Source organism: Psychrobacillus sp. FSL K6-2836, from assembly GCF_038003085.1.
In the GTDB taxonomy this organism is placed as follows: Bacteria; Bacillota; Bacilli; order Bacillales_A; family Planococcaceae; genus Psychrobacillus.
Genome location: NZ_JBBOOM010000003.1, coordinates 1 through 23,304, shown reverse-complemented (window position 1 = coordinate 23,304; position 23,304 = coordinate 1). Strand labels below are relative to the sequence as shown.

25 protein-coding genes and 1 pseudogene are annotated in these 23,304 nt (G+C 35.7%); 10 read left to right on the top strand and 16 right to left on the bottom strand.

Annotated features, from left to right (window positions below):
• Position 1: 1 nt before the first annotated feature.
• The 11 genes from MKY37_RS21515 to MKY37_RS21465 all read right to left on the bottom strand — a co-directional run bounded on the left by MKY37_RS21515 (position 2) and on the right by MKY37_RS21465 (position 10,263).
• On the bottom strand, positions 2-487 hold the full coding sequence (locus tag MKY37_RS21515; protein ID WP_340780248.1) for a TRAP transporter small permease: 486 nt from the start codon (positions 485-487) through the stop codon (positions 2-4).
• 71 nt (positions 488-558) lie between these two features.
• A complete protein-coding gene (locus tag MKY37_RS21510; protein WP_340780247.1) occupies positions 559-1,593 on the bottom strand; it encodes a TRAP transporter substrate-binding protein in 1,035 nt (344 codons plus the stop codon).
• Positions 1,594-1,664: 71 nt separating this feature from the next.
• On the bottom strand, positions 1,665-2,585 hold the full coding sequence (locus tag MKY37_RS21505; RefSeq protein ID WP_340780246.1) for a sugar kinase: 921 nt from the start codon (positions 2,583-2,585) through the stop codon (positions 1,665-1,667).
• 14 nt (positions 2,586-2,599) lie between these two features.
• A complete protein-coding gene (locus MKY37_RS21500) occupies positions 2,600-3,256 on the bottom strand; it encodes an RraA family protein (protein WP_340780245.1) in 657 nt (218 codons plus the stop codon).
• Positions 3,257-4,027: 771 nt separating this feature from the next.
• On the bottom strand, positions 4,028-4,708 hold the full coding sequence (locus MKY37_RS21495; protein WP_340780243.1) for a GntR family transcriptional regulator: 681 nt from the start codon (positions 4,706-4,708) through the stop codon (positions 4,028-4,030).
• A 235-nt stretch (positions 4,709-4,943) separates the two neighbouring features.
• Positions 4,944-5,939: a C-terminal binding protein gene (locus MKY37_RS21490; protein WP_340780242.1), complete on the bottom strand. Its 996-nt coding sequence runs from the start codon at positions 5,937-5,939 to the stop codon at positions 4,944-4,946.
• 37 nt (positions 5,940-5,976) lie between these two features.
• Positions 5,977-7,125 carry a galactonate dehydratase gene (gene dgoD / locus MKY37_RS21485; protein WP_340780241.1) on the bottom strand — a complete coding sequence of 383 codons (1,149 nt, stop codon included), beginning with the start codon at positions 7,123-7,125 and terminating at the stop codon, positions 5,977-5,979.
• Between the two features lie 34 nt (positions 7,126-7,159).
• Positions 7,160-7,804, bottom strand: coding sequence for a bifunctional 4-hydroxy-2-oxoglutarate aldolase/2-dehydro-3-deoxy-phosphogluconate aldolase (locus MKY37_RS21480; protein ID WP_340780239.1), 645 nt, complete (start codon positions 7,802-7,804; stop codon positions 7,160-7,162).
• 18 nt (positions 7,805-7,822) lie between these two features.
• Positions 7,823-8,788 (bottom strand): sugar kinase, encoded by a 966-nt coding sequence (locus MKY37_RS21475; protein ID WP_340780237.1) that lies wholly within the window; start codon positions 8,786-8,788, stop codon positions 7,823-7,825.
• 183 nt (positions 8,789-8,971) lie between these two features.
• Complete coding sequence (locus MKY37_RS21470; protein WP_340780235.1) at positions 8,972-9,451, bottom strand: 2,4'-dihydroxyacetophenone dioxygenase family protein; 480 nt, start codon at positions 9,449-9,451, stop codon at positions 8,972-8,974.
• A gap of 29 nt (positions 9,452-9,480) precedes the next feature.
• The gene (locus MKY37_RS21465) at positions 9,481-10,263 is read right to left on the bottom strand and encodes an SDR family NAD(P)-dependent oxidoreductase (RefSeq protein WP_340780234.1); all 783 of its coding nucleotides are present in this window, start codon (positions 10,261-10,263) and stop codon (positions 9,481-9,483) included.
• A gap of 275 nt (positions 10,264-10,538) precedes the next feature.
• Between MKY37_RS21465 and MKY37_RS21460 the strand changes: the two genes are divergently transcribed.
• Entirely contained in the window at positions 10,539-10,706 is a 168-nt protein-coding gene (locus tag MKY37_RS21460; RefSeq protein ID WP_340780233.1) for a hypothetical protein, read from the top strand.
• A 95-nt stretch (positions 10,707-10,801) separates the two neighbouring features.
• Here MKY37_RS21460 and MKY37_RS21455 read toward each other — a convergent pair whose 3' ends face one another.
• Genes MKY37_RS21455 through mobQ form a run of 4 tightly spaced genes read right to left on the bottom strand, consistent with a single transcriptional unit; the run spans position 10,802 to position 16,715 of the window.
• Entirely contained in the window at positions 10,802-12,403 is a 1,602-nt protein-coding gene (locus MKY37_RS21455) for an ArdC family protein (protein ID WP_340780232.1), read from the bottom strand.
• Entirely contained in the window at positions 12,393-12,617 is a 225-nt protein-coding gene (locus MKY37_RS21450) for a hypothetical protein (RefSeq protein ID WP_340780230.1), read from the bottom strand. The genes MKY37_RS21455 and MKY37_RS21450 overlap by 11 nt, the downstream gene beginning before the upstream one ends.
• A 41-nt stretch (positions 12,618-12,658) precedes the next feature.
• A complete protein-coding gene (locus MKY37_RS21445) occupies positions 12,659-14,635 on the bottom strand; it encodes a VirD4-like conjugal transfer protein, CD1115 family (RefSeq protein ID WP_340780229.1) in 1,977 nt (658 codons plus the stop codon).
• A 19-nt stretch (positions 14,636-14,654) separates the two neighbouring features.
• Positions 14,655-16,715, bottom strand: coding sequence for a MobQ family relaxase (gene mobQ / locus MKY37_RS21440; protein ID WP_340780228.1), 2,061 nt, complete (start codon positions 16,713-16,715; stop codon positions 14,655-14,657).
• A gap of 243 nt (positions 16,716-16,958) precedes the next feature.
• On the opposite strand from mobQ, the gene MKY37_RS21435 reads away from it, so the two are divergent.
• The 9 genes from MKY37_RS21435 to MKY37_RS21395 all read left to right on the top strand — a co-directional run bounded on the left by MKY37_RS21435 (position 16,959) and on the right by MKY37_RS21395 (position 22,906).
• A complete protein-coding gene (locus MKY37_RS21435; RefSeq protein ID WP_340780227.1) occupies positions 16,959-17,189 on the top strand; it encodes a hypothetical protein in 231 nt (76 codons plus the stop codon).
• Positions 17,179-17,436: a hypothetical protein gene (locus tag MKY37_RS21430; RefSeq protein WP_340780226.1), complete on the top strand. Its 258-nt coding sequence runs from the start codon at positions 17,179-17,181 to the stop codon at positions 17,434-17,436. The genes MKY37_RS21435 and MKY37_RS21430 overlap by 11 nt, the downstream gene beginning before the upstream one ends.
• Before the next feature lie 168 nt (positions 17,437-17,604).
• Positions 17,605-18,333 (top strand): Fic family protein, encoded by a 729-nt coding sequence (locus MKY37_RS21425; RefSeq protein WP_340780224.1) that lies wholly within the window; start codon positions 17,605-17,607, stop codon positions 18,331-18,333.
• Positions 18,334-19,117: 784 nt separating this feature from the next.
• Entirely contained in the window at positions 19,118-19,807 is a 690-nt protein-coding gene (locus MKY37_RS21420) for a hypothetical protein (protein WP_340780222.1), read from the top strand.
• A gap of 60 nt (positions 19,808-19,867) precedes the next feature.
• Entirely contained in the window at positions 19,868-20,284 is a 417-nt protein-coding gene (locus MKY37_RS21415) for a DUF5348 domain-containing protein (protein WP_340780221.1), read from the top strand.
• 287 nt (positions 20,285-20,571) lie between these two features.
• Positions 20,572-20,760, top strand: coding sequence for a hypothetical protein (locus MKY37_RS21410; protein WP_340780220.1), 189 nt, complete (start codon positions 20,572-20,574; stop codon positions 20,758-20,760).
• An 11-nt stretch (positions 20,761-20,771) separates the two neighbouring features.
• A complete protein-coding gene (locus tag MKY37_RS21405; RefSeq protein ID WP_340780219.1) occupies positions 20,772-21,032 on the top strand; it encodes a spore coat protein in 261 nt (86 codons plus the stop codon).
• A gap of 145 nt (positions 21,033-21,177) precedes the next feature.
• The gene (locus MKY37_RS21400) at positions 21,178-21,999 is read left to right on the top strand and encodes a cupin domain-containing protein (protein ID WP_340780217.1); all 822 of its coding nucleotides are present in this window, start codon (positions 21,178-21,180) and stop codon (positions 21,997-21,999) included.
• Between the two features lie 184 nt (positions 22,000-22,183).
• Positions 22,184-22,906 (top strand): hypothetical protein, encoded by a 723-nt coding sequence (locus tag MKY37_RS21395; protein ID WP_340780215.1) that lies wholly within the window; start codon positions 22,184-22,186, stop codon positions 22,904-22,906.
• 130 nt (positions 22,907-23,036) lie between these two features.
• On the opposite strand, the pseudogene MKY37_RS21390 reads toward MKY37_RS21395, so the two are convergent.
• A pseudogene (locus MKY37_RS21390) lies at positions 23,037-23,304 on the bottom strand (IS110 family transposase); the annotation flags it as partial.

Here is a 23,304-nt window from a genome sequence, read left to right as displayed (position 1 = left end):
TTTAATTTTCCCCCTGTTCTTTTGTGGTCCATAGAGTAATTATTCGGTATATAATAATTAACCCAATACAAACAGAGGTAAATATAATTGATACAGTGTATACACTGAGAGGTAAACCTGTCGAAGGGCTCTCAGTTCCACCAACTGTTTGAGTAAAAATCAGTCCCCCTTGGAAGACAATATAGACTGCAAAAAAAGATAAAAGGTGAGCAATTGTTACAAAAATCTTTTTTGATAGACCCGATAGTTTATCTACTACTAATGTAACACCCATGTGCATATTGTTCTTGAAAGCTATTATAGAGCCAAGAAATACAGTCCAAATGAATAAATATCTAGCCAATTCTTCACTTTCTGCAATCCCGCCTCCAAAGAAATAGCGCATCGTTGCATTAAGGAAGACGAGAAGAACCATGCCAAGTAATGAAATAATAATAGCTATTTTCAATAGTAGTTCTAAAACATAGAAAAGCTTCGTAGTTTTCAATAAAATCTCCTCCGTAACCAATATTTCGTATAACTGAAGTTATACGAAATATTGCCTTGACTACGTACAGTTTATTTAGTATTTCTAATTTTCTCTACAAGTTCTTCAGAACCAGGGTATTCTTTGTAGAACCATTGTTCTACATCTTTTTGAGAATCACGTAGTTCCTGTTTAAACTGTTCGTCAGGTACTTTAATTGTGACACCATGTTCTATTAGTTGTTCTTTAGCCGACTCATCATATTCTTTAGAAATCTCCCAGTTATATTCTGAAGCTTCATTTGCAGATTCCGCTACAATAGTTTGATAATCTTCAGGTAAACTTTGATAGAAAGCATCGTTAATAACCCAAAGAGCTGGACTGAAAACATGACGAGTCTCTAACATATATTTTTGTACTTCATAAAAACTTGATGCTAAATTTGTAGGGAATGGATTATCTTGTCCATCAACTGTACCTTGCTCTAAGGCAGTGAATAATTCAGTTAATGACATTGTAACAGGGCTTGCACCAAGACCTTTTGCCATTTCAACATAATTAGGTACGTTCGGGACACGTAATTTCAAGCCTTTGAAATCTTCCATTTTTTCGATTGGTTTGTTAGATGATACTTCACGGAATCCATTTACTGACCATGCGAGACCTTTGATCCCAGATTTTTCAAGAAGAGGGTCAGCCAATTCCTTACCTATTTCTCCACTAAGTACATCTTTTACATGATCCCACCCCTCAAATAAGAAAGGCATTTCAATAACAGAAATTAAAGGGGACCCCTCATTACCAATCATTGTTCCTGCAATTCCCATTTCAACTGTGCCATTCTTAACTGACGGAATATAGCTGTCTTCTGATCCTAATTGACTGTCTGGATAAATCTCCACGGTTACATTGTTTTGTGTCTTGTCTTCAACAAGTTCTTTAAATTTCTTAGCAGCTTCGGTTTGAGGGTGATTTGATGCGTAATAGGATGCTAATTTTATTGTGAATTTTTCACCTGAACTATCCCCACTGCTTCCATTAGCTTTATTTGTTGCATCGCTACATCCAGTCATTAATAGAACTAACAGTAACGCCAAAACGGATATAAATCCTTTTTTAAAATTCATTCTACTTCCCCCTCGTATATTAGTAGTATTTAATTGAAGTCTCATTATTTATTATTTTCAGAAAATAATATTTAAAATTTAATACTTTGTTCTAATAAAAACTGTTCGACCTGTTTAATTGAAGGAATAGGGGTCACTGCCCCAATCCCTTGAGTTGATAAAGCAGCTGCGGCATTTGCATACTGTGCTGCAGTTTTAGGTGATTTTCCTTTAGATAGTTGAGCCACAAATGCTCCATCAAATGTATCACCGGCTCCTGTTGCATCGAGAGAATCTACTATAAATCCAGGGATATGAGTCTTCTTCTCAGGTGTTGCAACAATACAACCTTCTCTGCCTAATTTTAAAACTACCATTTTCAATCCCATATCTAAGTAATAATCGACAATTTTTTCTGGATTATCTAATCCAGTTAAATGAGTGACGTCATCTAAACTGGGTAAAAAAATGTCAACATGCTGGAGGGTGTTATGGATAATAGCTTTAGCACGTTCTAAAGGCCACAACTTAAGGCGTAAGTTTGGGTCATAAGTTACTACTGTCCCGTTTTTCTGAGCGATTAAAATTGCTTTGTAAATCGCATCACAGGCTGAATTACTAATAGCTTGTGAAATTCCGGATACATGTATATAGCGAAAGTCATTGAGGACTTTTTCATTAATGAATTCTCCTGACATATAACTTGCCGCAGAACCTTCGCGATGATAAGTGAATTCATGTCCCTGTTCTCCATAGCTGATAAAATACAATCCAGTGTGATGCTCTGGATCTATTCTTACCAAATCTGTATTCACATTTTCCTGTCTCCATAGTTTTAGGAATTTGGAACCGAACGTATCTGACCCTACTGCAGTTTGATAAGCCGTCGAAGCACCTTGCCTACTTGCAGCAATTATAAAATTAGAAGTGTCGCCTCCAAAACCAGAAACATACTGTCCTTCTGTTGACTCACTCAATTCCATCAAAGGTTCACCAATTGCTAATATGTCCATTGCTATAACTCCTTTTATATACGATTAAATTTTTCAATCCCTTTTCGCAATGACTTTTCACTTAAAATCAATTTTGCTTGTTCTGCTTCACGTGCTTCGATATCTTGTGAAAATTCTAGAACTTCCACAATTGAGCTAGCTGGAACAACTACCACACCATCAGGATCAGCTATAATTAAATCCCCGGGATTAACAGTAATGCCACCGCACACTACAGGAACATTTAACGCCTCAGTCTTATAACGTCCTACAGTAGTTGCCGGAGAAACACTTCTCGAGAAAACAGGAAAATCGAAATCTCTTTTAATTTCTGTAATATCCCTTACCCCTGCATCCAAAATTGCACCTTCAAGTTTATTAGCAATTGCGCCTGCTGCCATTAATCCTCCCCATACAGCAACATCCTTAGGGCTGCCTTCAACACCTATAACGATAATGCTTCCAGCTTCTGATTCATCTACTGCTTCAAGTGCATGAATAGGAGGCACTTTTTCTTTAGTTAATACTTCCTTAACCGTTACAGCTGGACCAACAATCCGACGATCATTAATTCGGGGTTTTACCTCAAAATCCATAAACCCGCTCTTTCCTACAATTTGGTCAACCGCATCAGCAATAGATGCTGTTGAGATATTTTTATATTGTTCAATAATTTCTGGTGTATAAGTCATTTTCAGATACCTCCATTGGATTTATATTACTTACATTGCACATATTTTTATTTGTTTAGCAGAATGATTCTTTTCTACTTCAAAGTGTTGACATAATTGCATGGAGAATGTCCTGTTAACACTCTATAAATCACTTCCGCTGCTTTTCTTTGCAGATCCTGCATTTGATTCGCTGAATTACCATCCCATACGGTCTGTTACCACTAAGTTTGGTAGTTAATGAGAATACAGCTTTGTTTTAGAAGTTGTATCCCTTCCTTATCCCATAACTCAATATGCTAAGGATTTCCACGGAAGGCGGTTTTAAGGTCTATATTGTCTACTCCGACACCGTATGGTACTATTATTCTACATGTTGCATCGCATTAATAAGAGTTTGGTTTGTTTGAAACTACTTTGACCATTACTGCAGAAGCTACGGTCAAATGCTAAATCTATTCTCATCAGACATATTTGAGTCTATAACAAACATTTAAACTCTATAAATCTTTTTCTTCTTGCTTATAATCAGGATAATTAACGTTTAATAAAACTATTGATCTTTTTGAATCCACTTATTCTTCCAAATAATAGTTATACCTTACTGTAAGCGTTTTCATTAATTGCATCTCTATTTTATCGCTTTGGTATTTCATCAAAAACTGATACGATTATTTATTCTTTTTTTACTATCTAGTAAAAGTGTCTTTTTATTTTCTCTAAAAGTTAAAGCAGAAGTACTTTTATTGAAATCCCCCCCTTCAATATAAGTGCAGAGATTTTTATTGACCATCAAGAATTCCTGGCTCTTCTTATCTCATTATTTAGTCTCTTGTTATCCTCAATTGTAAAACGTTTAAACCCATCTATATGGATTCCCATTAATAGTACAGCTTCTTCGAGGTTCGACTCATATAATGCAGTCAATATTTTTTTATGCTCATTGTTAGCTTGAATAGGCCTTTCAATACTTTGGGCAGTAAGTGCACCTAACCATTTTATCTTTGTTTCTAGCGAATCCATTATTGAGATTAATAAATTGTTATTCGAATTCTGCATTATAGTTTGATGTAATTTTCTATCTGTCTCTAAAAAAGGTTGCAAATTTCCAGTTTTTAGTTCAACCCCTGCATAATCAGTAGCTTTCATATAGCAACTAAGAGTACTTTTAGGGATAGTTAAGGCGGATTTTAGAGCTTGTATTTCTAGAGCTTTTCTCACATCAAAGATTTCTTCTATATCTTTTAACTGCGGCAAACATACATAGGTTCCCGATCTTGGTTTGACCTCTACTAAACCATCTTGCTTTAAAAGATTAAGTGCATCACGAAGAGGAGTTCTACTGATTCCAATTTCACTACATAATTCTTCGTAGTTTATTTTTGAACCTGGTTTTAATTTATTATCCAGTATTTTATTTCGGATATATAAATAAACGCGTTCAGATAAATTACTATTGTCAAAGTTCAACAAGTTTTCCAACTCCTTTATTACAGGCCATTACAATATTTTTAGTTTACTATTGTTTAATAAATTGATGTAATAATAACAATCCATGAACTGAAATATTAAATCTAATATATCAGATTTAATATATCACTTTTTAGAATTGTTTGTCAACTAGACAAAAATTTATTAAGATTAATTTAAAATAAATAATATTAAAATATTGATAATAACAAAAGGAGCATACAGTTTTAATGTTATTTTATTTAAGAGAATATGGACTCTCTTCCCCATTTAATACTTGTACAATGTTTCTTGCAGCTTTTTGTCGTAGCTCAATCATAGACTCTTCTGAATACCAGGCACTATGTGGTGTAATTATGACATTGTCCATTTTTAAAAGAGGACTATTTTTACTGACGGGTTCTTCTTCTGTAACATCCAATGCGGCACCAGTAATAAAACCTTTTTCTAAAGCTTCTACAAGTGCTGTTTCATCAATAATAGGTCCACGTGCTGTATTGATAACAACTGCATTTTTTTTCATTTTTTTAAACTGTTCTTTATCCAGTAAATGATAAGTTTCTTTAATAAGGGGAACATGTATCGACAAAAAATCGGATTCTTTAATAATTTCATCAAATTCCATTTTTAGCACACCTACCGCTGCCATGTCTTCTTTTGAAATAAAAGGATCATACGCAGCGACTTTAAATCCTAGGGGTTTTGCTTTCTCTATAAAGCGGCGTGGAATGCGTCCAAAACCTAAAACACCAAGTGTTTGATGTGAAAATCTGTGAATAGGGGTGCTCACTTTGAAATCCCAGTTACCATTTTTAACCTCTCTATTTAAAAGTGGTATTTTTCGTGCCCATGCAAGTAAGAGTGCCAGAGCATGATTTGAAACCTCCTCCATACCATAATCAGGTACATTAGCAACTACAATCCCTTTTTCTCTTGCAGCATTGATATCAATTGTGTTTACTCCTACACCGTAATGGGAAATAACTTTAAGATGTGGGAGCGACTTGATAACTCTTTCAGAAATAGGAGCATACTGATTTATTATTGCATCTGCTAGTTGTCCGTTTTCTATCACTTCTTCTTCTGTTTTACATTGTGCTTTAATCATTTCAATTTTTAAGCCACTATTTATAAAGATTTCTTCTTCATAATCTAAATTTTCATATTCATAGTCTGTTATCAGTACTTTAAATATCATATATTCACACTCCCTGTAATTAATAATTAAACCCAAATAAAATTAACTAGTTATGATTTTGGAACTCTTTAAGTTACCATTCTGCAATAGTCCCATCTTGATGGCGCCATACTGGATTTTTCCAGTTGTGACCAACTTTTGCTTGTGTACGTACAAACTCTTCGTTTATCGAAATGCCCAGACCAGGCTTATAAAGCATATCGACATAGCCATCTTTATATTCAAATACTCCTGGATCATTTAAATAATCTAGCAAATCACTGCCTTGGTTATAATGGATTCCTAAACTTTGTTCCTGAATAAATACGTTATAAGAAGTGGCATCAACTTGTAGACAAGATGCTAATGCAATAGGGCCAAGCGGACAATGCGGAGCCACGGCTACGTCGTAGGCTTCTGCCATAGCAAAAATTTTCTTGCACTCGGTTATTCCTCCTGCATGAGATAAGTCAGGTTGAATAATATCAACGTACCCTTCCTGTAAAATCTTTTTAAAATCCCATCTTGAAAACATTCTTTCACCAGTGGCTAGAGGAATATTACTAATGCGTGCAATATCACGTAAAGCTTCGTTATTTTCTGGCAAAACAGGCTCTTCAATAAACATTGGACGAAATTGTTCCAGCTCTTTTACCAAAATTTTGGCCATTGGTTTATGTACACGGCCATGAAAATCAATACCTATCCCAACATACTTACCTACTGCTTCCCTTACTGTTGCAATTCGTTCGATTGCTTGATCAACTTTTTCATAGGAATCAATATATTGAAGTTCTTCTGTGCCATTCATCTTTACAGCTGTAAATCCTGCTGCAACTTTTTCCATAGCCGCTCTTCCTACATCATTAGGACGGTCCCCTCCAATCCATGAGTAGACACGAACTGAATTTCTACATGAACCTCCCATTAAATCTGCAATGGAAGCATTGTAATATTTACCTTTAATGTCCCATAAAGCCTGATCTATTCCGGCAATTGCGCTCATAAGAATTGGTCCACCACGATAAAATCCAGAACGGTACATAGTTTGCCAAAGATCCTCAATAAGCAAAGGGTCTTTGCCAATCAAATAATCGCTCAGTTCCTCAACGGCTGTTTTTACTGTGAGTGCTCGTCCTTCAATAACTGGTTCTCCCCATCCTGAAATACCTTCATCTGTTTCTATTTTTAAGAACAACCATCGGGGTGGTACTAAAAAAGTTTCCACTTTTACTATTTTCAAAGTAATCCTCCTATTTCCTTTTTTAGGTACTAGATTAATTTCTGGCTTTTCGTATTTTTTCAATAAATTGTTTTGCAATATCTGTCAATACTTCATAACGTCCTTCAGCAATTGCCTCACTATTTAATAATGATCCACCAGCTCCTACAGCTATCGCTCCATTTTTAATAAATGTTTCCACATTCTCGAGACTTACACCACCAGTTGGCATCATTGGAATATGGCTAAGAGGTCCTTGCAAATCCTTGATATAATTCTCGTTGAATGCTGTACCTGGGAAAATCTTCACTAAATCAGCTCCTGCTGAATATGCACTTAAAATTTCACTTGGAGTCATAACACCAGGGATTGATATTCTGCCATATCGGTTTGTCATTTGAATTGTTTCGATATCCAAAGTAGGAGAAAAAATAAAATCAGCTCCAGCCTCAATAGCGTTTTTAGCTGACGTTGCATCTAAAACCGTACCTGCCCCTACTAATACTTGGTCTTTATACTTCTCTTTTAAATCCTTAATCATCTGCAGTGCTCCCGGAGTATCAAGAGTAACCTCAAGAGCACCTGTCCCACCATTAATCAGTGCTTCTGCAATATGGTATATCTGTGCTTGTTTTGGTTTTCGGATTACCGCAATTAAGCCAGACTCTTTCAAACGAATCAAGTTGTCCCATTTTTTCATTTTGAATGTCTCCTCTATTTAGCGCTTTACGTCTTGCTCATTTCCTAACTGGCCCATAAAATGTTCAACAGCACTTGATGTTGGCAATCCTTCGATATCACCTTTTACTCCAACCACCATTGCACCAATAGCATTTGCTCGTCTGATCACTTGGTACATAGGTTCCTTTCGTAGTATGCCGCTGATAATACCAGCAGCAAAACCGTCTCCAGCCCCTACTGGGTCAACTATTTGTTTAAGTGAAAATGCTTCTACAAAAAATTTCTCTTCTTTTGTATGCAAATATGCACCTTGACTTCCGAGTTTTAAAATAATAATTTTATTGGTATTTCCTAACAGCTTTCTCGCAACTGCTTCCACTTCAGTTTCCCCAGTCATTAACTGGCCCTCTGCAAGCCCAGGCAGAAGGACATCGGCATTTTCAGCAATTTCGTTCAAAACTTTTTTTGCCTTTTCTTCTGACCAAAGTTTTGAACGGAAATTAGGGTCAAAAACTATCATTGTATTATTTTTTTTAGCAATGTCAATCGCCCTTAAGACAGTCTGATAGTTTGTCATACTTAAAGCGGGAGTTATACCGCTGATATGTAAAACTTTGGCACTCGCAATGGACTCCTCATCAAGTTCTTTCGGCTCTATTAAACTTGCAGCAGAACCTTTTCGATAATAATAAATATTCAGGTCCTCTGGAGAAAGCTGCTCTTTAAAAAATAGTCCTGTTGGTGCTTGAGGGGTGAAAATACAAGAAGAAGTATCCACGCCTTCTCCTCTTATAGTTTTTTTAATATAATGTCCGAATGGATCATCGCCTAACTTGCTAAACCATTTAACTGAATGACCTAGTCGTGCAAGACCAATTGCCACATTTGACTCCGCACCACCTATTTTTCTTGGATAATCATGTATATATTCTAGTGGTAGCATTTGAACAGGTTGGAAAAGAATCATGGTTTCTCCAAAAGTAAACACATCTAGTTTTTTCATTATAGGTCTCCTTGAAATATATAAGTATGAGCAAATAATTTCATACTTATATCTTTATCGAGTAAGTAAGAAAACCCGAAATACCCCTATGTGCTGGTTGATAAAGTTCAGGAATATTTCTGGTTTTCTTGTATATCATTTCAGAAAATAAAGGATATATTCATTACTGTTTGATTCATATGTTTAATATTTTAAGTTTTGAATTGGAATATTGTGTTCTTCACAATATTTATAGTAGAGATTCATTTTACTAAACAAATCATCTTGGGAAATTACGTTATCATTATCATCTAAATATTGGATAATCCCTTCAAGGATAAAAAGTGTAATCATTTCCTCTTCTCCATCTACCACAAGAGTGTGTATATCGCCAGGAGGTTCGTATACAAAAGATCCTGGAGTAGCTCTCCACTCTCTTTCTAAATATCTCCATTGTCCTTGGAGGGTGTATGCCATAACTTTTCCTCCAGAATGGCGGTGTCTGTTTACAGCTCCACCTGGCTTTACTTTCAAAAGGTTAATCCAGCTTCCAGTGGTCAAGTCAAAACGTAAAGGTTTGAACCAAACTCTATCAGACTGAGGAATCCATGGAAGATCATTAATATTAATTGCTTGGTCGTCTAATTGAAATTGTTCCGTAAATTTGTTTAATTCTGTAGTCATTTTTTTCCTCCTATATTTTTAATATATACTCACGCTTTCTGCGTAACCGGCGGATAAAGATCTGGATCACCGGCCAAAAGCCCACCATCGACTGGTAAAATAATACCTGTGACGAAACTGGAAGCAGAGGATATTAGAAAATTTACAACTGTTGCCACTTCTTCAGGAGCCCCAAACCTTTTTTGGGGTGTTCGAGATAAAATTCGTTCTCTAAACTTTGGATCTTGTGTAGCTCCTATGGCTAATGGCGTTTCAATATATCCAGGACTAACAGCATTTACTCGAATGTTGAACTGTGCCCATTCTACAGCTAAACACTTTGTCACCTGGACAATTCCTCCTTTTGAGGCCGCATACGATAGAAGGTTTGAACTGCCATAATGGGCAAGCATGGAAGAAAAATTTACAATGGAACCCATCTTCTTTTCTTTCATATATGGGTGTACTGCTTGGCACATATAGACACTACCTTGAAGGTTAATACGCAAAATAGTATCTAACTCATTTGCAGAAACTGAAGCCGCAGGTGATCGGGAAATTATTCCTGCGCAATTTACTAGTGCATCTACGCCCCCAAAATTTTCAACAACAAATTTTACTGCCCTTTCGGTTTCTTCTGGAATTGTTACGTCTGCTTTAATAAATATTACTCTTTTCCCTTGTTCACTTAAGGTCCTTTCTACATCCTTTCCTTTTTCTTCGGATAGATCAATAATTGCCACTTTCATGTCTTTATTAGTAAGTTCCTGGACTACAGCTAAACCTAATCCTGAAACTCCTCCCGTTACAATTACTACTTTATTGTTTGTCATCAATTCACCTCCTAAAATCTAATATATTAGATATAATTCATTTTAAGACAATTCTGATTAATGTCAACAATAATTTCAGAAAAGTTTAATAATATTTACTTTTAAAATTTTTGAAATTCCATATTTCTAAATACCTATTTATTGATTGTTAATTTCAATCTACTTAATAAACTTATTTACTATTTCAAAGAAAGAGAAATCATTTTTGGATGGATATGTAGATAAAGGAGAGATACATACTTACGATTATATTTATGCCAGTAGAATAAGAACATATGGAGGTAATTTTTACGGTTTTAAGTCCTACATTTGAGGGGCTAGGTGTAATAATTTTAGGTGAGCATATGCATGGAAATGGAGGTTTACCCACTATTAGAATATATTTAATGAGAAATAATAACGAAACTGACATTTATGAAATCGAGAAAGAACTAGTAATATAAGAAAACTAGCTGTCTAGTTGAAGAGATATCTTTAATATTAATGGAGAAAAATTTATACGAAAAAGGTGATAGGGTTAAAAACCCCATCACCTTTTCTATTTTTCTAATTCTTGTTCTTTTTCCTTCGTGGATACTGCTTCTTTTAATTCTTTTGTTTGACTATTATGTGGGTTGAGTGAATTTATATTTCTTTCAAGCGCTTCTTTAGATTGTAATAACGGATTTTTCATCAAATGCCATCCAATAGTGACATTGTGTTGGTGTTCTGCTTTTCTATTTTTTTCTTTTACGTACTTACCTACACGCTCATTCAATAGTTTTTCGTTCTTTTGCTGTAAATGTCCCGTTTCTTTTAAATTCGTAACCGATAAGTAGCGATCGGTATTAAGCGATTGAGCAATTGCTATTTTCTGAACAAATTTTTGACCCTCTAACTTTTTCATAAATGTTCGTTCCGTTGTTTTCCCACCTTCTATTGTCACTGCGTATTTACCGTCATCTATTTTGGTTATTTTCATAAAATCTTCGACCTTTTTAAACTCTTTACCTATCTCATTTCGGTTCTCCAACACATTGATGACATGATATCTACTCTCTAGGTCACCTAAAGGTACTAATCTATTCGTATTGGTACGTAAAATGAAATGATGATCTGGAGTACTTTCTTCCACTTTTGCAAATAGGACCAGACCGTTCTTTGAATCCACTAACTGCAATGTTGGTTCATCTTTAAATTCAATCCGTAGTTTCTCTTCCAGTTCCGATTTTACTTTGGATGGATCGATGGATTGATAGAACTCTTTAATCTTTTCACTTTGTAGGGAGTTGATTTGTTCAATCATTTGACCAGACACTTGCTGTACTTCTCGAATTGCTTGTTTTGCTAGGTTCAAGTCCTGTGCCCATGTTGCGATATAGCCGGTCGAGGTTAGGTTGGTATCTAGTCCGTAGTATTTAGATACTATATATGCTGCTGATTCTGCCTGCGCCTCTTTATGCCCTTGTGGAAACTTTTGCATTTCATTTGTTTTGTTATGGAGTAAACCGTGTGCATACTCATGGATAGCCACTCTGAATTTAGCATCGGTAGATTTAGAAATAGCTGTATTAATGACGATTTTATCGGTATTTCTTTCGTAAAAACCTCCGTAGGACTCATTTTCATGATTTTCTTCTAGGATGGATATAGGATTCTGCCTATCTTTATTTACTTGTTCTACAAAACGCTCGTATAGTTCACTTAATGATTCTTCTGATTGTAAATCGTTCTGTACGAAATCTCGAACATTCGGCAGCTCTCTCCCACTTGTCTGGGAAACATCAAACACTTTGCCAAATACATAGCCGCTGATTGTTTCTTTAACTTCTAACTGGGCATCACCCTGTTCATCTTTGAGGATCTCACCAGTTTTCGCATCTATTTTTTGTTCAATCTCTTTTTGAAATGTAGGAACAAGGATCTCAATGCTCTTTTCCCCTTTATTCACTTGTCGGCCAAGTTCTTGCCACTGTTTGAACCCTCTAATCATGGTTGCATCAGGTTTTTGCGATGCAATAAGTAGGCTATTATGAAATGAATAATGATGTCCAGAAGCCATGACATTCAACAAATCCTGAAAACGGTCGTTTTTGAATAGATCTTCCAAGTTCTGCTCTAACCGTTTGGACACTTCAGTTAAATCCACTTTATTCGACATATTCAATCACGTCCTTTCGTACATACCATGCCTCATATAAAGGCGATAAACTACCTTCCACACGAACTGGTGTGTAACAAGTTACCGTGTAATCTGCGATGTTTTCTTCTAAATCAAGTAGACCCTCATATGTAAGTGCCTCAAAGGGCACAGGATCATAAAAGCTAAGTATCCGTTTATCTGTTCCGAGAATTTCACTTATGGTCAGATACATCCAGTTCACTCCTTTAATTATTTTTCTCTCGAAAGATATCATTAGAAAAAGTTTTGAATAGTGACTTCCTTCTCTTTTAGTCTTTTTTGAATATCTTCACTTTCTAGATCCTTTTCTTCCTCCGAGTCATGGACTTCCAAATCAGCTTCATCAAAATCAAGCCCTAGGTGTTCAGCTTGGTCCCACTCTTCTTCGATTACTTGAGTGATTGTATGAGAACCAGTTGAAGGGTTGGATTTCATTGGTTCTCTTGCTAATGTGGCTGCAGTTCGTGAGTCTACTATTCTATTAGTCGTAGAGATTGGGTTCTGCTTACTAAACTGCCCTACATAATTACCGAACACCTCCGATTGCCAAGCTTTCTCAAGTTTCATTGGGAACATGCCACTAACAAATAGATAACTCGTATCTTTTGGAATGTTTGATAAGTCCCCTTCCGGAATTAATGGTCTCTTCACATATTGTTCAGACTGACTTGAACTCGCACTCGATTTCCCACTCATGAAGCCACCGCTTTGACTGGTGCTGCCTGTTTGGATCTTTGCGGTCGTCTCCCCTGCAAGTTGGGAGAAATATTTAATTGTTTCCATGTCTTTACTTCTTAAGTATAAGAGGGTGTCGTGATTCGATAATATAGACCTTGCTAGCTCTTTTCCATACATGGCTTCTATTTGACCATTGTCCTGGACGATTGTGTTCATGGATAGACCTAAGCCTCTGCAGGTAGCGAGCACGCGACCATATTTTTCGATTTTGCCGATATTGGCAAACTCATCTAATAAGAAAATCGTTGGTATTTTGAGTTTTCCATGATTTTCATCGGCCATCTTGTAAAACTGTGAGATCAGTTGGTCAAAGAATACGGAAGTCAGTGCCATAAATGGGTTATCATCCATTGGAAGTTTGACATACAGTATACTTTTTTGTTCCTGGAACTCTCGGAAGTTAAAATCACTTGTTCTGGTCATCATGCTGATTTTGTTTAGTGTAAAGATACTGACCTGTGATGCAAACGATGATGTTACACTTGCACGGGTATTGCCACCAAGTGTCGTTAACCCTTTCAATAGTTGATAGGCTGGATGATGCTGTGTTAACTCCTCGTCTACCCATTCACGGAATTCATCTTCGTCCGGTGCAACTTTCTCGTTAAATGTATCGATTACATCTTTCATACTGGCATTTGATATCTCTGTCTTACAGTAGACGATTAACCCAGCCAACATCTTTTGTGCACGTTCCATAAAGAAGTCTTCTTTACTATCTTTTGTAGAATTCTTCGCTATCGTAACGGAGACACTCTGTGCATCTTGATCATCTAGGACGTAGTCTAGTAGGTTATAGCGATCTTGATTGAAGTTAATAAAGTCTACTTGGTAGACCTGATACCCTTGTTCTCGCTTGATTTGTGCAGTTTCGTGAAATAGTTCCCCTTTTGGATCCGTCACAATTATCGTTTCTTCTCTATTATTTAATAGGTTTGGAATAACATATGATTGCCCTTTCCCACTCCCACTAGAACCGACTACATATACATTTCGATTATCAATAGTAGTAGTGCGTGGAATAATCAGAACTTGCTTTTTATCAGGTACTTTTCCAACTATTAAGCCATTTTCTAGCGTTTCAAATGTTTTAGCTGGATTGGACTTACTGTATTTATTTCGTTTGGATAGCTGTTTGCCGTTCATTACCTCGTGAGGCTGGGTAAATCTAGAAGAGCCATGGACCCCGTAATCATGTGCATCCTCATACGATTTTTCCATCAGGTTCATTTTGGAAAGGAACCAGAAGAAGAAAACGGCTGCGAGTAAAATGATTAGTATTTTCGTTTTGTTATCTGCATCATTCATCACGTAATCGAATGTTCCTGTCACATCGATTAACCGGCTATTCAAACTGCCTTTCAACTTTAAGAACGTAAAGAGACCGGAGAGCACATACGCAATCAGTAAGGTTAATAAAAATGTGACTGATATCCTAATCCCTGCATCTTTTCGAAATTTTCGTTTGCCCATTTGTTTTCCTCCCTCCCTTTTATAAATCTACTTCCAAATCTAACTGTTGACGGATTCGTTTATCTTTGGTTTTTTTACGTGATTTTGATGGTGTTTGTGCTTCGTGTTTAGATGAATGAACCCCACTTGATTGATGGATCAGTTGATCAAACAACTCGACGGGTGCTCGTCCTCCAATAAAATGTGAACCTTCTTTTTGTTCCGTGGTTAGACGTTTAATAAATGGACCGGACTCCTTCTTTTCATACAGTTTATATGAATCAACTCGTTCTTTTTCACGCTCTTTCGCAAACAAAATACAGGATTTTAATGTAGGAACGAATCCTTTCTCCATTTCCACTTTGTGGTTAAGTAAGATATCTGCTTTTACTTGGAGTGGCATCTCTTCTATTTTGATTAATAAAGATTCTTTTTCGTTCGCAAATCGACTAGCTATTAACTGCCCTAATTGATCGTTTATTAGTGCAGCCTTTCGAATCGATTGATCTAAGATCTGTACCATCGTATTGAGCTTTACGGATAATTGATAAACCCGGTCGGGTTCCCCTCTCTTGTTTTTAAGTGCGTCTTTTTCTATACCCAACTTGTTGCGTGTTAGTGATTGAATTCGGATGGTTTCACTAATGGAATCACCTTTACTTAGAAGTTGATCGATTTCAGCAATGGCTAGCTCCTCTGTTAACTCTTCTGGATATGGTATTTGTTCTCCTCTATTTTCTTTCAATGAATCGAGTATCTCTTGTTTTTTAAGAAGAACTCGGTCATTCCATTTAAATTCCTCTTCAATATCTGGATAAATCTGATTGAAGGTGCGATGTGTTATTAGAGCGTATGCATTGTATGCTCTCTCCGAATGCTCAATTAGCATATCTTGCGTTTCCGATAATTTTACTTGGTCGTTTTCCGCCTCTTCATAAGCTTCTAATCTAGGGATAAATTGTTCGTAAAACCCCTTTATTGTAAACCCTTGAGACATTAGAAACTCTTTGTTTTGTGCATGATAAGCTTTGTTTACAGCATCTAGTAATGAATGCGTAACAGCCATTTTTACTTCATTTGATTCTGTTGTTCTCTCTTTCCAACGGTATAACCCATCCAAGTGGTTTCGTACATTAGAAAAAGTTAATTCTTGCTTTAAGCGACCTTGTAAGAAATGAATACTCTCTTGGTATTCGGGTTCCAGTTGACCCATCACAAGGCTTGTTTCATCATGAAGAATTTTCTCTACTGATGGAGTAGATTGATGTGCAGCAAGCGTTACGATTTTGGAATTTAGTTTAGAGATTTGTTCATTCGTCTTTCTAATTTGTTGATTTAACTGATGATAAAAAGTATTAGCTTCTTTTCCTTGGGCTTCTAGTCGTTTCACAAACTGGTATTCATTTCGTTCTAGCCTGACTTCTGCTATTTTTTCTAGTCCTTGGTTTTCAAAAGATAATGCAGATACTCGTTGATCAATGTTATTTTCAAGAAAGGCATCATTCATCATATCCGCATAAGCAAGGCGCCATCTTACTAAAGTGTCTCGATTATTCCAATCGGTTGACGAGACTGTTTGATAAATCTTTTTCCCGTCCTTTGTTCGTTTTATATCTCCAAGTTCATCTCTTTCGTAAACTCTTCTTTTCTTCTCTCCCCAAGAGCCATCCTCATTGAACGGACGAACGGTAAGTAAGATATGGGCATGTGGGTTGTGTTCTTTGTCTCTGTGAATGGCTACATCGGCAACCATCCCAGCGTCAACAAAAGTGGATTGAACAAATTTCTGAACCAATTCATTCTGTTGATCGTGGTTTAGCTCACGTGGTAAAGCGATTAATATCTCCCGGGCTAATTGAGCGTTCCAGGCTTTTTCTTTTCTTTCTACTTCATTCCACAGTCTTTCACGGTCTTTTGTCCACTCTGGTGCATGGTCGGGACTTAAGATAAATGCTTCTGGTGCCACTCCACGAGTTCGGAAGTTTTTTACTTCCTCATCTCGTTCTGAATATAATGCCTCTCCACTTCGGTAGCTGGCACTTGCTACTACTGATTGTGTTTTTTTACTTATGACATTCGCTCTTAGCATGTAATAACTCATCTTAAGTCCCTCCTTTCTTTTCCTTTTAGATTTGGCTTTTTCCTTTTTCATTTTAATATCCGAAGGCGACCATTATTTTTTCTGTCCTTGGACAGAACCCATGGCACCACTTTTAGTGGTGTATAAATGGGCACTCGTCTTTCAGTACTCGGACTCATTGTATCACAAATTTATGAAATAGTGTGATTATTTTTATCTTATATGTTAAAATATGAATAAATAAGTTAAAAAGGAGTGAAGGACATGACAAACAAACTAGAGAAAATCCTAACGATTGAGCAACAAATTGAGAAATTAAAAGAAAGGCAAAAAAAAATTGAGGAACAAATGCACATTGGAATAGGTCGGGAAGTACTCAAGCTTTGGAATGTGGATTCAGAAGAAGAGGCAATTAAATGGGTACAAAAAATGGCCTCACAAGTAAATGGTGTGGAAAGTGTAGCTTCTGAGGAAGTGAATAGGAATGAAATATGATCCACTAGAAGAATCAAATGACTTAAAAGCGAAGATAAACCAGCTGCAACAAAAGAAGAAACAACTGGAAACAGAAACTAGAAGGAAATTAAGCTGGGAGAAAAGAAAAGCGCGGACAAAACGGTTGATTGAAACTGGGGCTCTTGCTGAGAAGTATTTCGGAATTGAGGATTTTACCATCGAACAAAGGGAAAAAGTTTTTCAGACATTTTCTGAATTTGTGAGCAAAAATAAAGTGAGAAGTTAAAAATAGTGTAGAGAAGCGTTTGTAAGGGTTGAAAATCATAAATTGGAGAAAGAATATACGTAAAAAAGCAACTCTCTCCTGTTGTAAATGGTAAAATGAATTATAGCTTATTGAATATAAAAGAACGTATAAAGTGAGTTAAATGAATGACTAGGAGGATGAATGTTCATGGACTTTCAAGAAATTGACTTAAAGAAAAAGAGGTTAGATCAAGCTCGTCCTTTACCTGTGCATTCAGTAAAATCCCTATTAAATCATGTGTTGATTGACTGGACCTACAATTCAAATGCCATAGAAGGAAATACATTAACTATTTCCGAGACAAAAGTGGTTTTAGAAGGAATGACTATTGGTGGTAAAACGATGCGTGAACATCTAGAGGTCATTAATCACCGAGACGCCATCGATTTCTTAGAAGAAGTTGTTCAAAAAGAGGAACGACTAAATGAATGGACGATAAAGTCAATACATCGACTTGTGTTAAAAGGAATACAAGATGAAAATGCAGGTGTGTACCGAAAAGAAAATGTTTTAATTGGGGGTGCCACTCATCGTCCGCCTGATCATGTAGTTGTTCCAGAACTAATGGAACGTTTTGTGGAAACAGTTGAAAATGAATGGTCTACTTTACACCCAGTAGAACGTGCTGCAAAAGTTCATGCAGAGTTTGTAAAGATTCACCCTTTTATAGATGGAAACGGACGTACTTCTCGGTTACTGATGAACTATGAGCTAATGAAAGTCGGCTTCCCCCCTGCTGTTATAAAAGCAACTGATCGTGCAGCTTATTACGATGCGTTGGATCATGCGCATACAACGGGTGAAGATGAATCGTTTATTCAGTTAGTGAAAAACTCAGTTAATGAAAGCTTGGATCTTTGGTTAAGTGTTATCTAATACTAAAGAAAGTGTTTACAGTTTATGATGAAGAACGAATAAGAGAGTCCAATTCAAATATGAATTGGACTCTCTTATTTTTAAATGTAGATATTATCTAAATTAATATATAATCTTCTCTTGAAATTAAAGGGAATTTTATTAGTTTGTCGAATTAGAATTATTTAGTGAGATTTAATAAAGTACAGTGATTCATTTATGGTTAGGGATTCATTAGTAATTAAAAAAATCATAATAATTGTGGTGTATATGTGGTCGATGATTCCCTAGTAATCACTCATAAAAGAATTGCGATGATTCATCAGTGAGTAGTGAATCACTAGTGTTGTTAAAAGCCGACAAAGATCTTATGAGCATGTGGAATTTTAGTTTATAAGTTTGGTAATTGTGATCTATCAGGGGTTAATGCCCCACTAGTGAGGATTTGAGTAAATTTAGTAATGTTCTACAAGTGGTTAGTGATTCATTGATGATGCGAAATTTCGTAACATTGATGCTCTACAAGTGGCCAAGGATTCACAGTTGTTTGATTACAAAATTTGTTAATGATTCACCAAGCTGATTCCATATTCTTTTGTTGTTCAGTATTTGTTGTCTATAGATGGTTAGTGTTTCACAAGTGATTATACAAATAAATCTTGTAGTGTTCTACAAGTGGCTAGAGATTCATTAGTGCGATAAGAGTATGGGTTAGTAGTAGTGCGTTGGTTCACTACAGTTAGTTCATTAATGGGGAACACATCAATTGTGAATCATTCTTATTTTAATTGTAGGAGGTTTGTAGATGGAGTTGAAAGAGGCAGTTTGGCAAATACGTGATTTTACCGAAGAAATACAGAACAGATATGAAGAAGAAACGACCATTAAAGAGTCCGTTCATTACAACACGGTAGATAAATGGTTTAAAGAACTCGAAAATAAAGGCATTCATTACATTCAAAGAACTGCAGAAACGAATAAGAAGATATACGATGAATTAGACGTAGCCATCGCCATATTTATTTTAAATAAGAGAACTCAAAAATGGAGTTTAGATGCTATTTTTAATGTGCTCTCCGAACATATAGATGTAAGGTCATTTCCAACTGAGGATTTTGGTGGCTCACCAGTGTTCAGTGAGGCACTAGTGATGCAAGAAATGAGTCGGAAATTTGAGGAAATGCAAAAAGAAATGGAAAACAGATTAATTCTCGAGTTGGAAAGAAAAAAACAAGAATTAGAGCAACAAGTATTCAACAGGCTGCCAATTCCAAAAACAGCTCAAGAGATTAGAGCTGAAAAGACAGATATCATGATTTCATCTGTTCGAAAGCGCTATGAGATTGAAGAAAAAGCAATTGCTGAATGGAGTAAATTGCCTCTGGAGCAAAGAGTAAAAAGAGTAGGGTTATTCCGTAAAGAAGAAGACCTCTTGAAGCGAGATAGTTTTATTAGAGAATTTGTAAAGGATTACTTGGGGGATATAAAGGAGTAATATAATTTAGGAATATATAGGTGTAACCTAGAGAATTGACGTTAAAGGAGAAGGTGCATAATGGAATTAAAGTTAGCTCTTAAAGTACTAGAAGAAATAGAAAACAGTATTTCTAAGCTAGAAGATCGCTATGGAAATTTACCTGACGAATTTGAATATAATTACGATAATCCAGAAGAGAAATATCAACATGATACAGTGCGTACTATCGTATCTAAATTGGCAGATATACAAACGCAGATTGAATGGATGAATAAGTCAGTTATATCTGAAGGAGTATTAGTAAAAAACAATAATAATCGTTATGAAATCCAAGGGACAGAAATCGAGTTTAGTTCGGGCTTACCATTAGATGTTTGGAACAACGAATGGAACCAATGGGAAACATCTCGTATAGAGCATAATGGAGAAGATTATTATATTGTTTCATTAGGAAAATACAAACCGATATCTGGTTTGAAAGTACGGAAAAAATAAGACTTATACCAGTTTTTGTTTTACTCTAATCAGCGTTGATCCCACAAGGATTAATGCTTTTTTTAGACACTGATACAATTGATTCTTTAATAAAGGTGAGATTGTGAAACGCTTCACTTAAACTAACGCGGCAGTTTAGTTTAATAAGAGATGGGTTAAGAAATAAAGTAACGCGACGTTGATTTAGTAAAATCAATGCATTTATCATGAGATTATGTAAGGACGAATCAAGTAATGTATGTAATTTTAAAAATGGGAGAATATATTAAAGTAAAGGAGGATTAATAATGAACCATAATTTAACTGAACTAGAAGTAGAACACTTACGAAGTTTAATCGGTGGACATGGAAACGTAGCAAAAAAATTAGAATTTTATGCACAGAGGTGTACTGATACTGAGTTAAAAACAATTTTTGAAAGAGATGCACAAGCAGCAAAGAAAGCCCAACAAGATTTAATGTCATATTTAAATTAAGGAGGAATAAAATGTTTCAAGATAAAGAAATGGTCAATGATTACCTAGGTGGATTAAATGCAGGCTTAACAGGATATGCCAATATCATCGCCCAAACAAATAATTCGGAACTTAGACAGACTTTGATTCAAATGAGAAATCAGGATGAATCTCGTCAACGAACATTATATAGTTATGCTCTTCAAAAGGGACACTATAAACCAGCTGCTACAGCTTCGGAAGGTGTAGTTCAGCAATTAAGAACCCAATTAATGTCTGAGCAACAAAATTAATTTTTTTTGAAAGCCGAACTTTTTATTTCGGCTTTTTATTTTTTTAGGTAAGAATAATACTTGTTTCCATTATTAAAATTATAAAAAGGACATTTTTAAAATAGGAGCATATGATAATACATACATCTGTGAAAGGATTGAAAAAGTGTATTATACTCCTTATGGTTATCTATATCATTACCCTTATTATGGAAATTTTCCGTATAATTATAGTGGCAACCCGAATAACTGGTCTTATCCTGATGGGACAATTCGAGCAAATCAATTTGAATCCTATAACGTTTCTAATGATAATGGAAGAGGAATGTTAAAAGATTTTGGAGCTGACCCATTTGTCATTAATATTAATGAAGCGACGAAACAAAACAACACTTATCGTACTGCAATATGGACTGGAAACCATTTGCAGGTTACATTAATGAGTCTAAATCCCGGAGAAGATATTGGACTAGAAATACATCCTGATGTTGACCAATTTTTACGTATTGAACAGGGTCAGGGTATTACTCAAATGGGCAAGAGTAAAGATAATTTAAATTTCAGAAGAAATGTATATGACGATTCTGCAATCATGATACCTGCTGGAACATGGCATAATCTTACAAATACAGGTAATATTCCATTAAAGCTTTATTCAATATATGCTCCTCCTAACCATCCATTCGGTACTGTTCATCCTACGAAAGCAGATGCGATGGCTGCTGAACAAGAAAACAGTCATAGCAATGGAAATACAGTTATTTCTGGCAAGACTCCAGATGAATGGGTACGGTACACTGAATTTTTGGTAAATGAAGGATTGGAGGATGTTGCAAGAGGAATAAATGCTACTCATATTCTTCAAGAATTTATTCTAATGGGGGTTCTTGTAGGAAAAGGGTTTACTCCTGAAAAAGCATATGAGACTGTGGAAGGATGGGAAAGGACAGGGCAATCTAAACTTCTTCAACAAAGTAAAAATATGTAGAAAAATGTAATAGATATAGCTAATAGCTAATAATTGGATTTATTCAACTAACGGGTGCTTTACTTCAAGAAAGAGTAAAGCTTTTTTTCTTATTGAACCAACTCGGCAGGTTAGTTGAATAAGAATAAAGGAAATAAAGGCTGTAATGGAGAATTATTATCGAAAGGTGTTGAAGGTATAAATCATGTCCAAAATAGATCTATTGACAGTTACTCACGATCCAAATGGAAAAAATATAAAGGGATTTAATGAATTACAAAAAGAATTTGAAGGTATTTATTCAGAGCTTTTCATTGCGATTAGTGAGGAATCATCAATTGAATTAATAAAGGAAATGGAAAGAAGCATGTTTAATGTTAAAATAATTCCCAAAGAAGGTGTAGCACAGGCACGTAGAAAAGCATTAAATTTTGGTCTCACTGGTAGTAGTCAATATTATCATTATTGTGACTTTGATCGAATATTAACTTGGGGAAAGAACCATTTAGATGAATTAAAAAATATAGTATTAGATATTCCAAATCATAATTATCAAATTTTAGGTCGTACCGAAAGAGCAATGAAAACACACCCAGTAGAATGGATTGAAACAGAGAAGATTACAAATAAGATCTGTTCTTTAGAATTAGGTAAAGAAGTTGATATCACAGCTGGTTCTTGTTCTTTTTCAAGGGAAAGTGCTGAATACATAAACAGAAATTCAAAAGAAAAAATGACGGATGCTGAATGGGCGATGATTGCATTTAGAATCGCAAAATTAGATATAGACTATCGCTCCGTGGAAGGCTTAGAATACCACGAAGAAACGAATGGAATCTCAAGGATTGTTAGTGATTCTGAAAAATGGTTAGGTCGATTGCAACTTAGTTTAATTATCAGTGATACTGCAATTAAAACAGGCAAGTAATATTCCTTCTTCAACTCCCATGAAAATTAAAATCTTCGATTTAGGAAAAAAGGCAATATGAAATCCGACGCAGCTCAATAATTTTTTAAAAAAGTGCAGCGCCTAAATGAGAATTAAATTGTGGGTTGGACTAGGAGGCATTTGGTTCAGAAATTGTCACGTTGTAACCTAAGTTTTCAAGTCTTCGAACAGAATATCGTACTATCGATAGTTCTTTTTGTTTGTCAAAGTAATCTTCACCTAAGTCTACGTACATTTCTTTTCGTGTTAGGAGATAATAGCTGATTCTTAAAATGGCATGAGCCACTGATATCCCTGCACGCTTTTTACCCTTTCTTGATGCAGTACGCCTATACAGGGCTCCCAAGTAGGTTTTGGATCCCCTAACAGAATGAGCT

What these genes read in the sequence shown, in the direction of transcription:
- MKY37_RS21510 (WP_340780247.1), bottom strand. Translation starts at nt 1,593, where the DNA reads ATGAATTTTAAAAAAGGATTTATATCCGTTTTGGCGTTACTGTTAGTT.
- MKY37_RS21505 (WP_340780246.1), bottom strand. Translation starts at nt 2,585, where the DNA reads ATGGACATATTAGCAATTGGTGAACCTTTGATGGAATTGAGTGAGTCA.
- MKY37_RS21500 (WP_340780245.1), bottom strand. Translation starts at nt 3,256, where the DNA reads ATGACTTATACACCAGAAATTATTGAACAATATAAAAATATCTCAACA.
- MKY37_RS21480 (WP_340780239.1), bottom strand. Translation starts at nt 7,804, where the DNA reads ATGAAAAAATGGGACAACTTGATTCGTTTGAAAGAGTCTGGCTTAATT.
- MKY37_RS21475 (WP_340780237.1), bottom strand. Translation starts at nt 8,788, where the DNA reads ATGAAAAAACTAGATGTGTTTACTTTTGGAGAAACCATGATTCTTTTC.
- MKY37_RS21470 (WP_340780235.1), bottom strand. Translation starts at nt 9,451, where the DNA reads ATGACTACAGAATTAAACAAATTTACGGAACAATTTCAATTAGACGAC.
- MKY37_RS21465 (WP_340780234.1), bottom strand. Translation starts at nt 10,263, where the DNA reads ATGACAAACAATAAAGTAGTAATTGTAACGGGAGGAGTTTCAGGATTA.
- MKY37_RS21460 (WP_340780233.1), top strand. Translation starts at nt 10,539, where the DNA reads ATGGAGGTAATTTTTACGGTTTTAAGTCCTACATTTGAGGGGCTAGGT.
- MKY37_RS21455 (WP_340780232.1), bottom strand. Translation starts at nt 12,403, where the DNA reads ATGTCGAATAAAGTGGATTTAACTGAAGTGTCCAAACGGTTAGAGCAG.
- MKY37_RS21450 (WP_340780230.1), bottom strand. Translation starts at nt 12,617, where the DNA reads ATGTATCTGACCATAAGTGAAATTCTCGGAACAGATAAACGGATACTT.
- MKY37_RS21445 (WP_340780229.1), bottom strand. Translation starts at nt 14,635, where the DNA reads ATGGGCAAACGAAAATTTCGAAAAGATGCAGGGATTAGGATATCAGTC.
- mobQ (WP_340780228.1), bottom strand. Translation starts at nt 16,715, where the DNA reads ATGAGTTATTACATGCTAAGAGCGAATGTCATAAGTAAAAAAACACAA.
- MKY37_RS21435 (WP_340780227.1), top strand. Translation starts at nt 16,959, where the DNA reads ATGACAAACAAACTAGAGAAAATCCTAACGATTGAGCAACAAATTGAG.
- MKY37_RS21430 (WP_340780226.1), top strand. Translation starts at nt 17,179, where the DNA reads ATGAAATATGATCCACTAGAAGAATCAAATGACTTAAAAGCGAAGATA.
- MKY37_RS21425 (WP_340780224.1), top strand. Translation starts at nt 17,605, where the DNA reads ATGGACTTTCAAGAAATTGACTTAAAGAAAAAGAGGTTAGATCAAGCT.
- MKY37_RS21420 (WP_340780222.1), top strand. Translation starts at nt 19,118, where the DNA reads ATGGAGTTGAAAGAGGCAGTTTGGCAAATACGTGATTTTACCGAAGAA.
- MKY37_RS21415 (WP_340780221.1), top strand. Translation starts at nt 19,868, where the DNA reads ATGGAATTAAAGTTAGCTCTTAAAGTACTAGAAGAAATAGAAAACAGT.
- MKY37_RS21410 (WP_340780220.1), top strand. Translation starts at nt 20,572, where the DNA reads ATGAACCATAATTTAACTGAACTAGAAGTAGAACACTTACGAAGTTTA.
- MKY37_RS21405 (WP_340780219.1), top strand. Translation starts at nt 20,772, where the DNA reads ATGTTTCAAGATAAAGAAATGGTCAATGATTACCTAGGTGGATTAAAT.
- MKY37_RS21395 (WP_340780215.1), top strand. Translation starts at nt 22,184, where the DNA reads ATGTCCAAAATAGATCTATTGACAGTTACTCACGATCCAAATGGAAAA.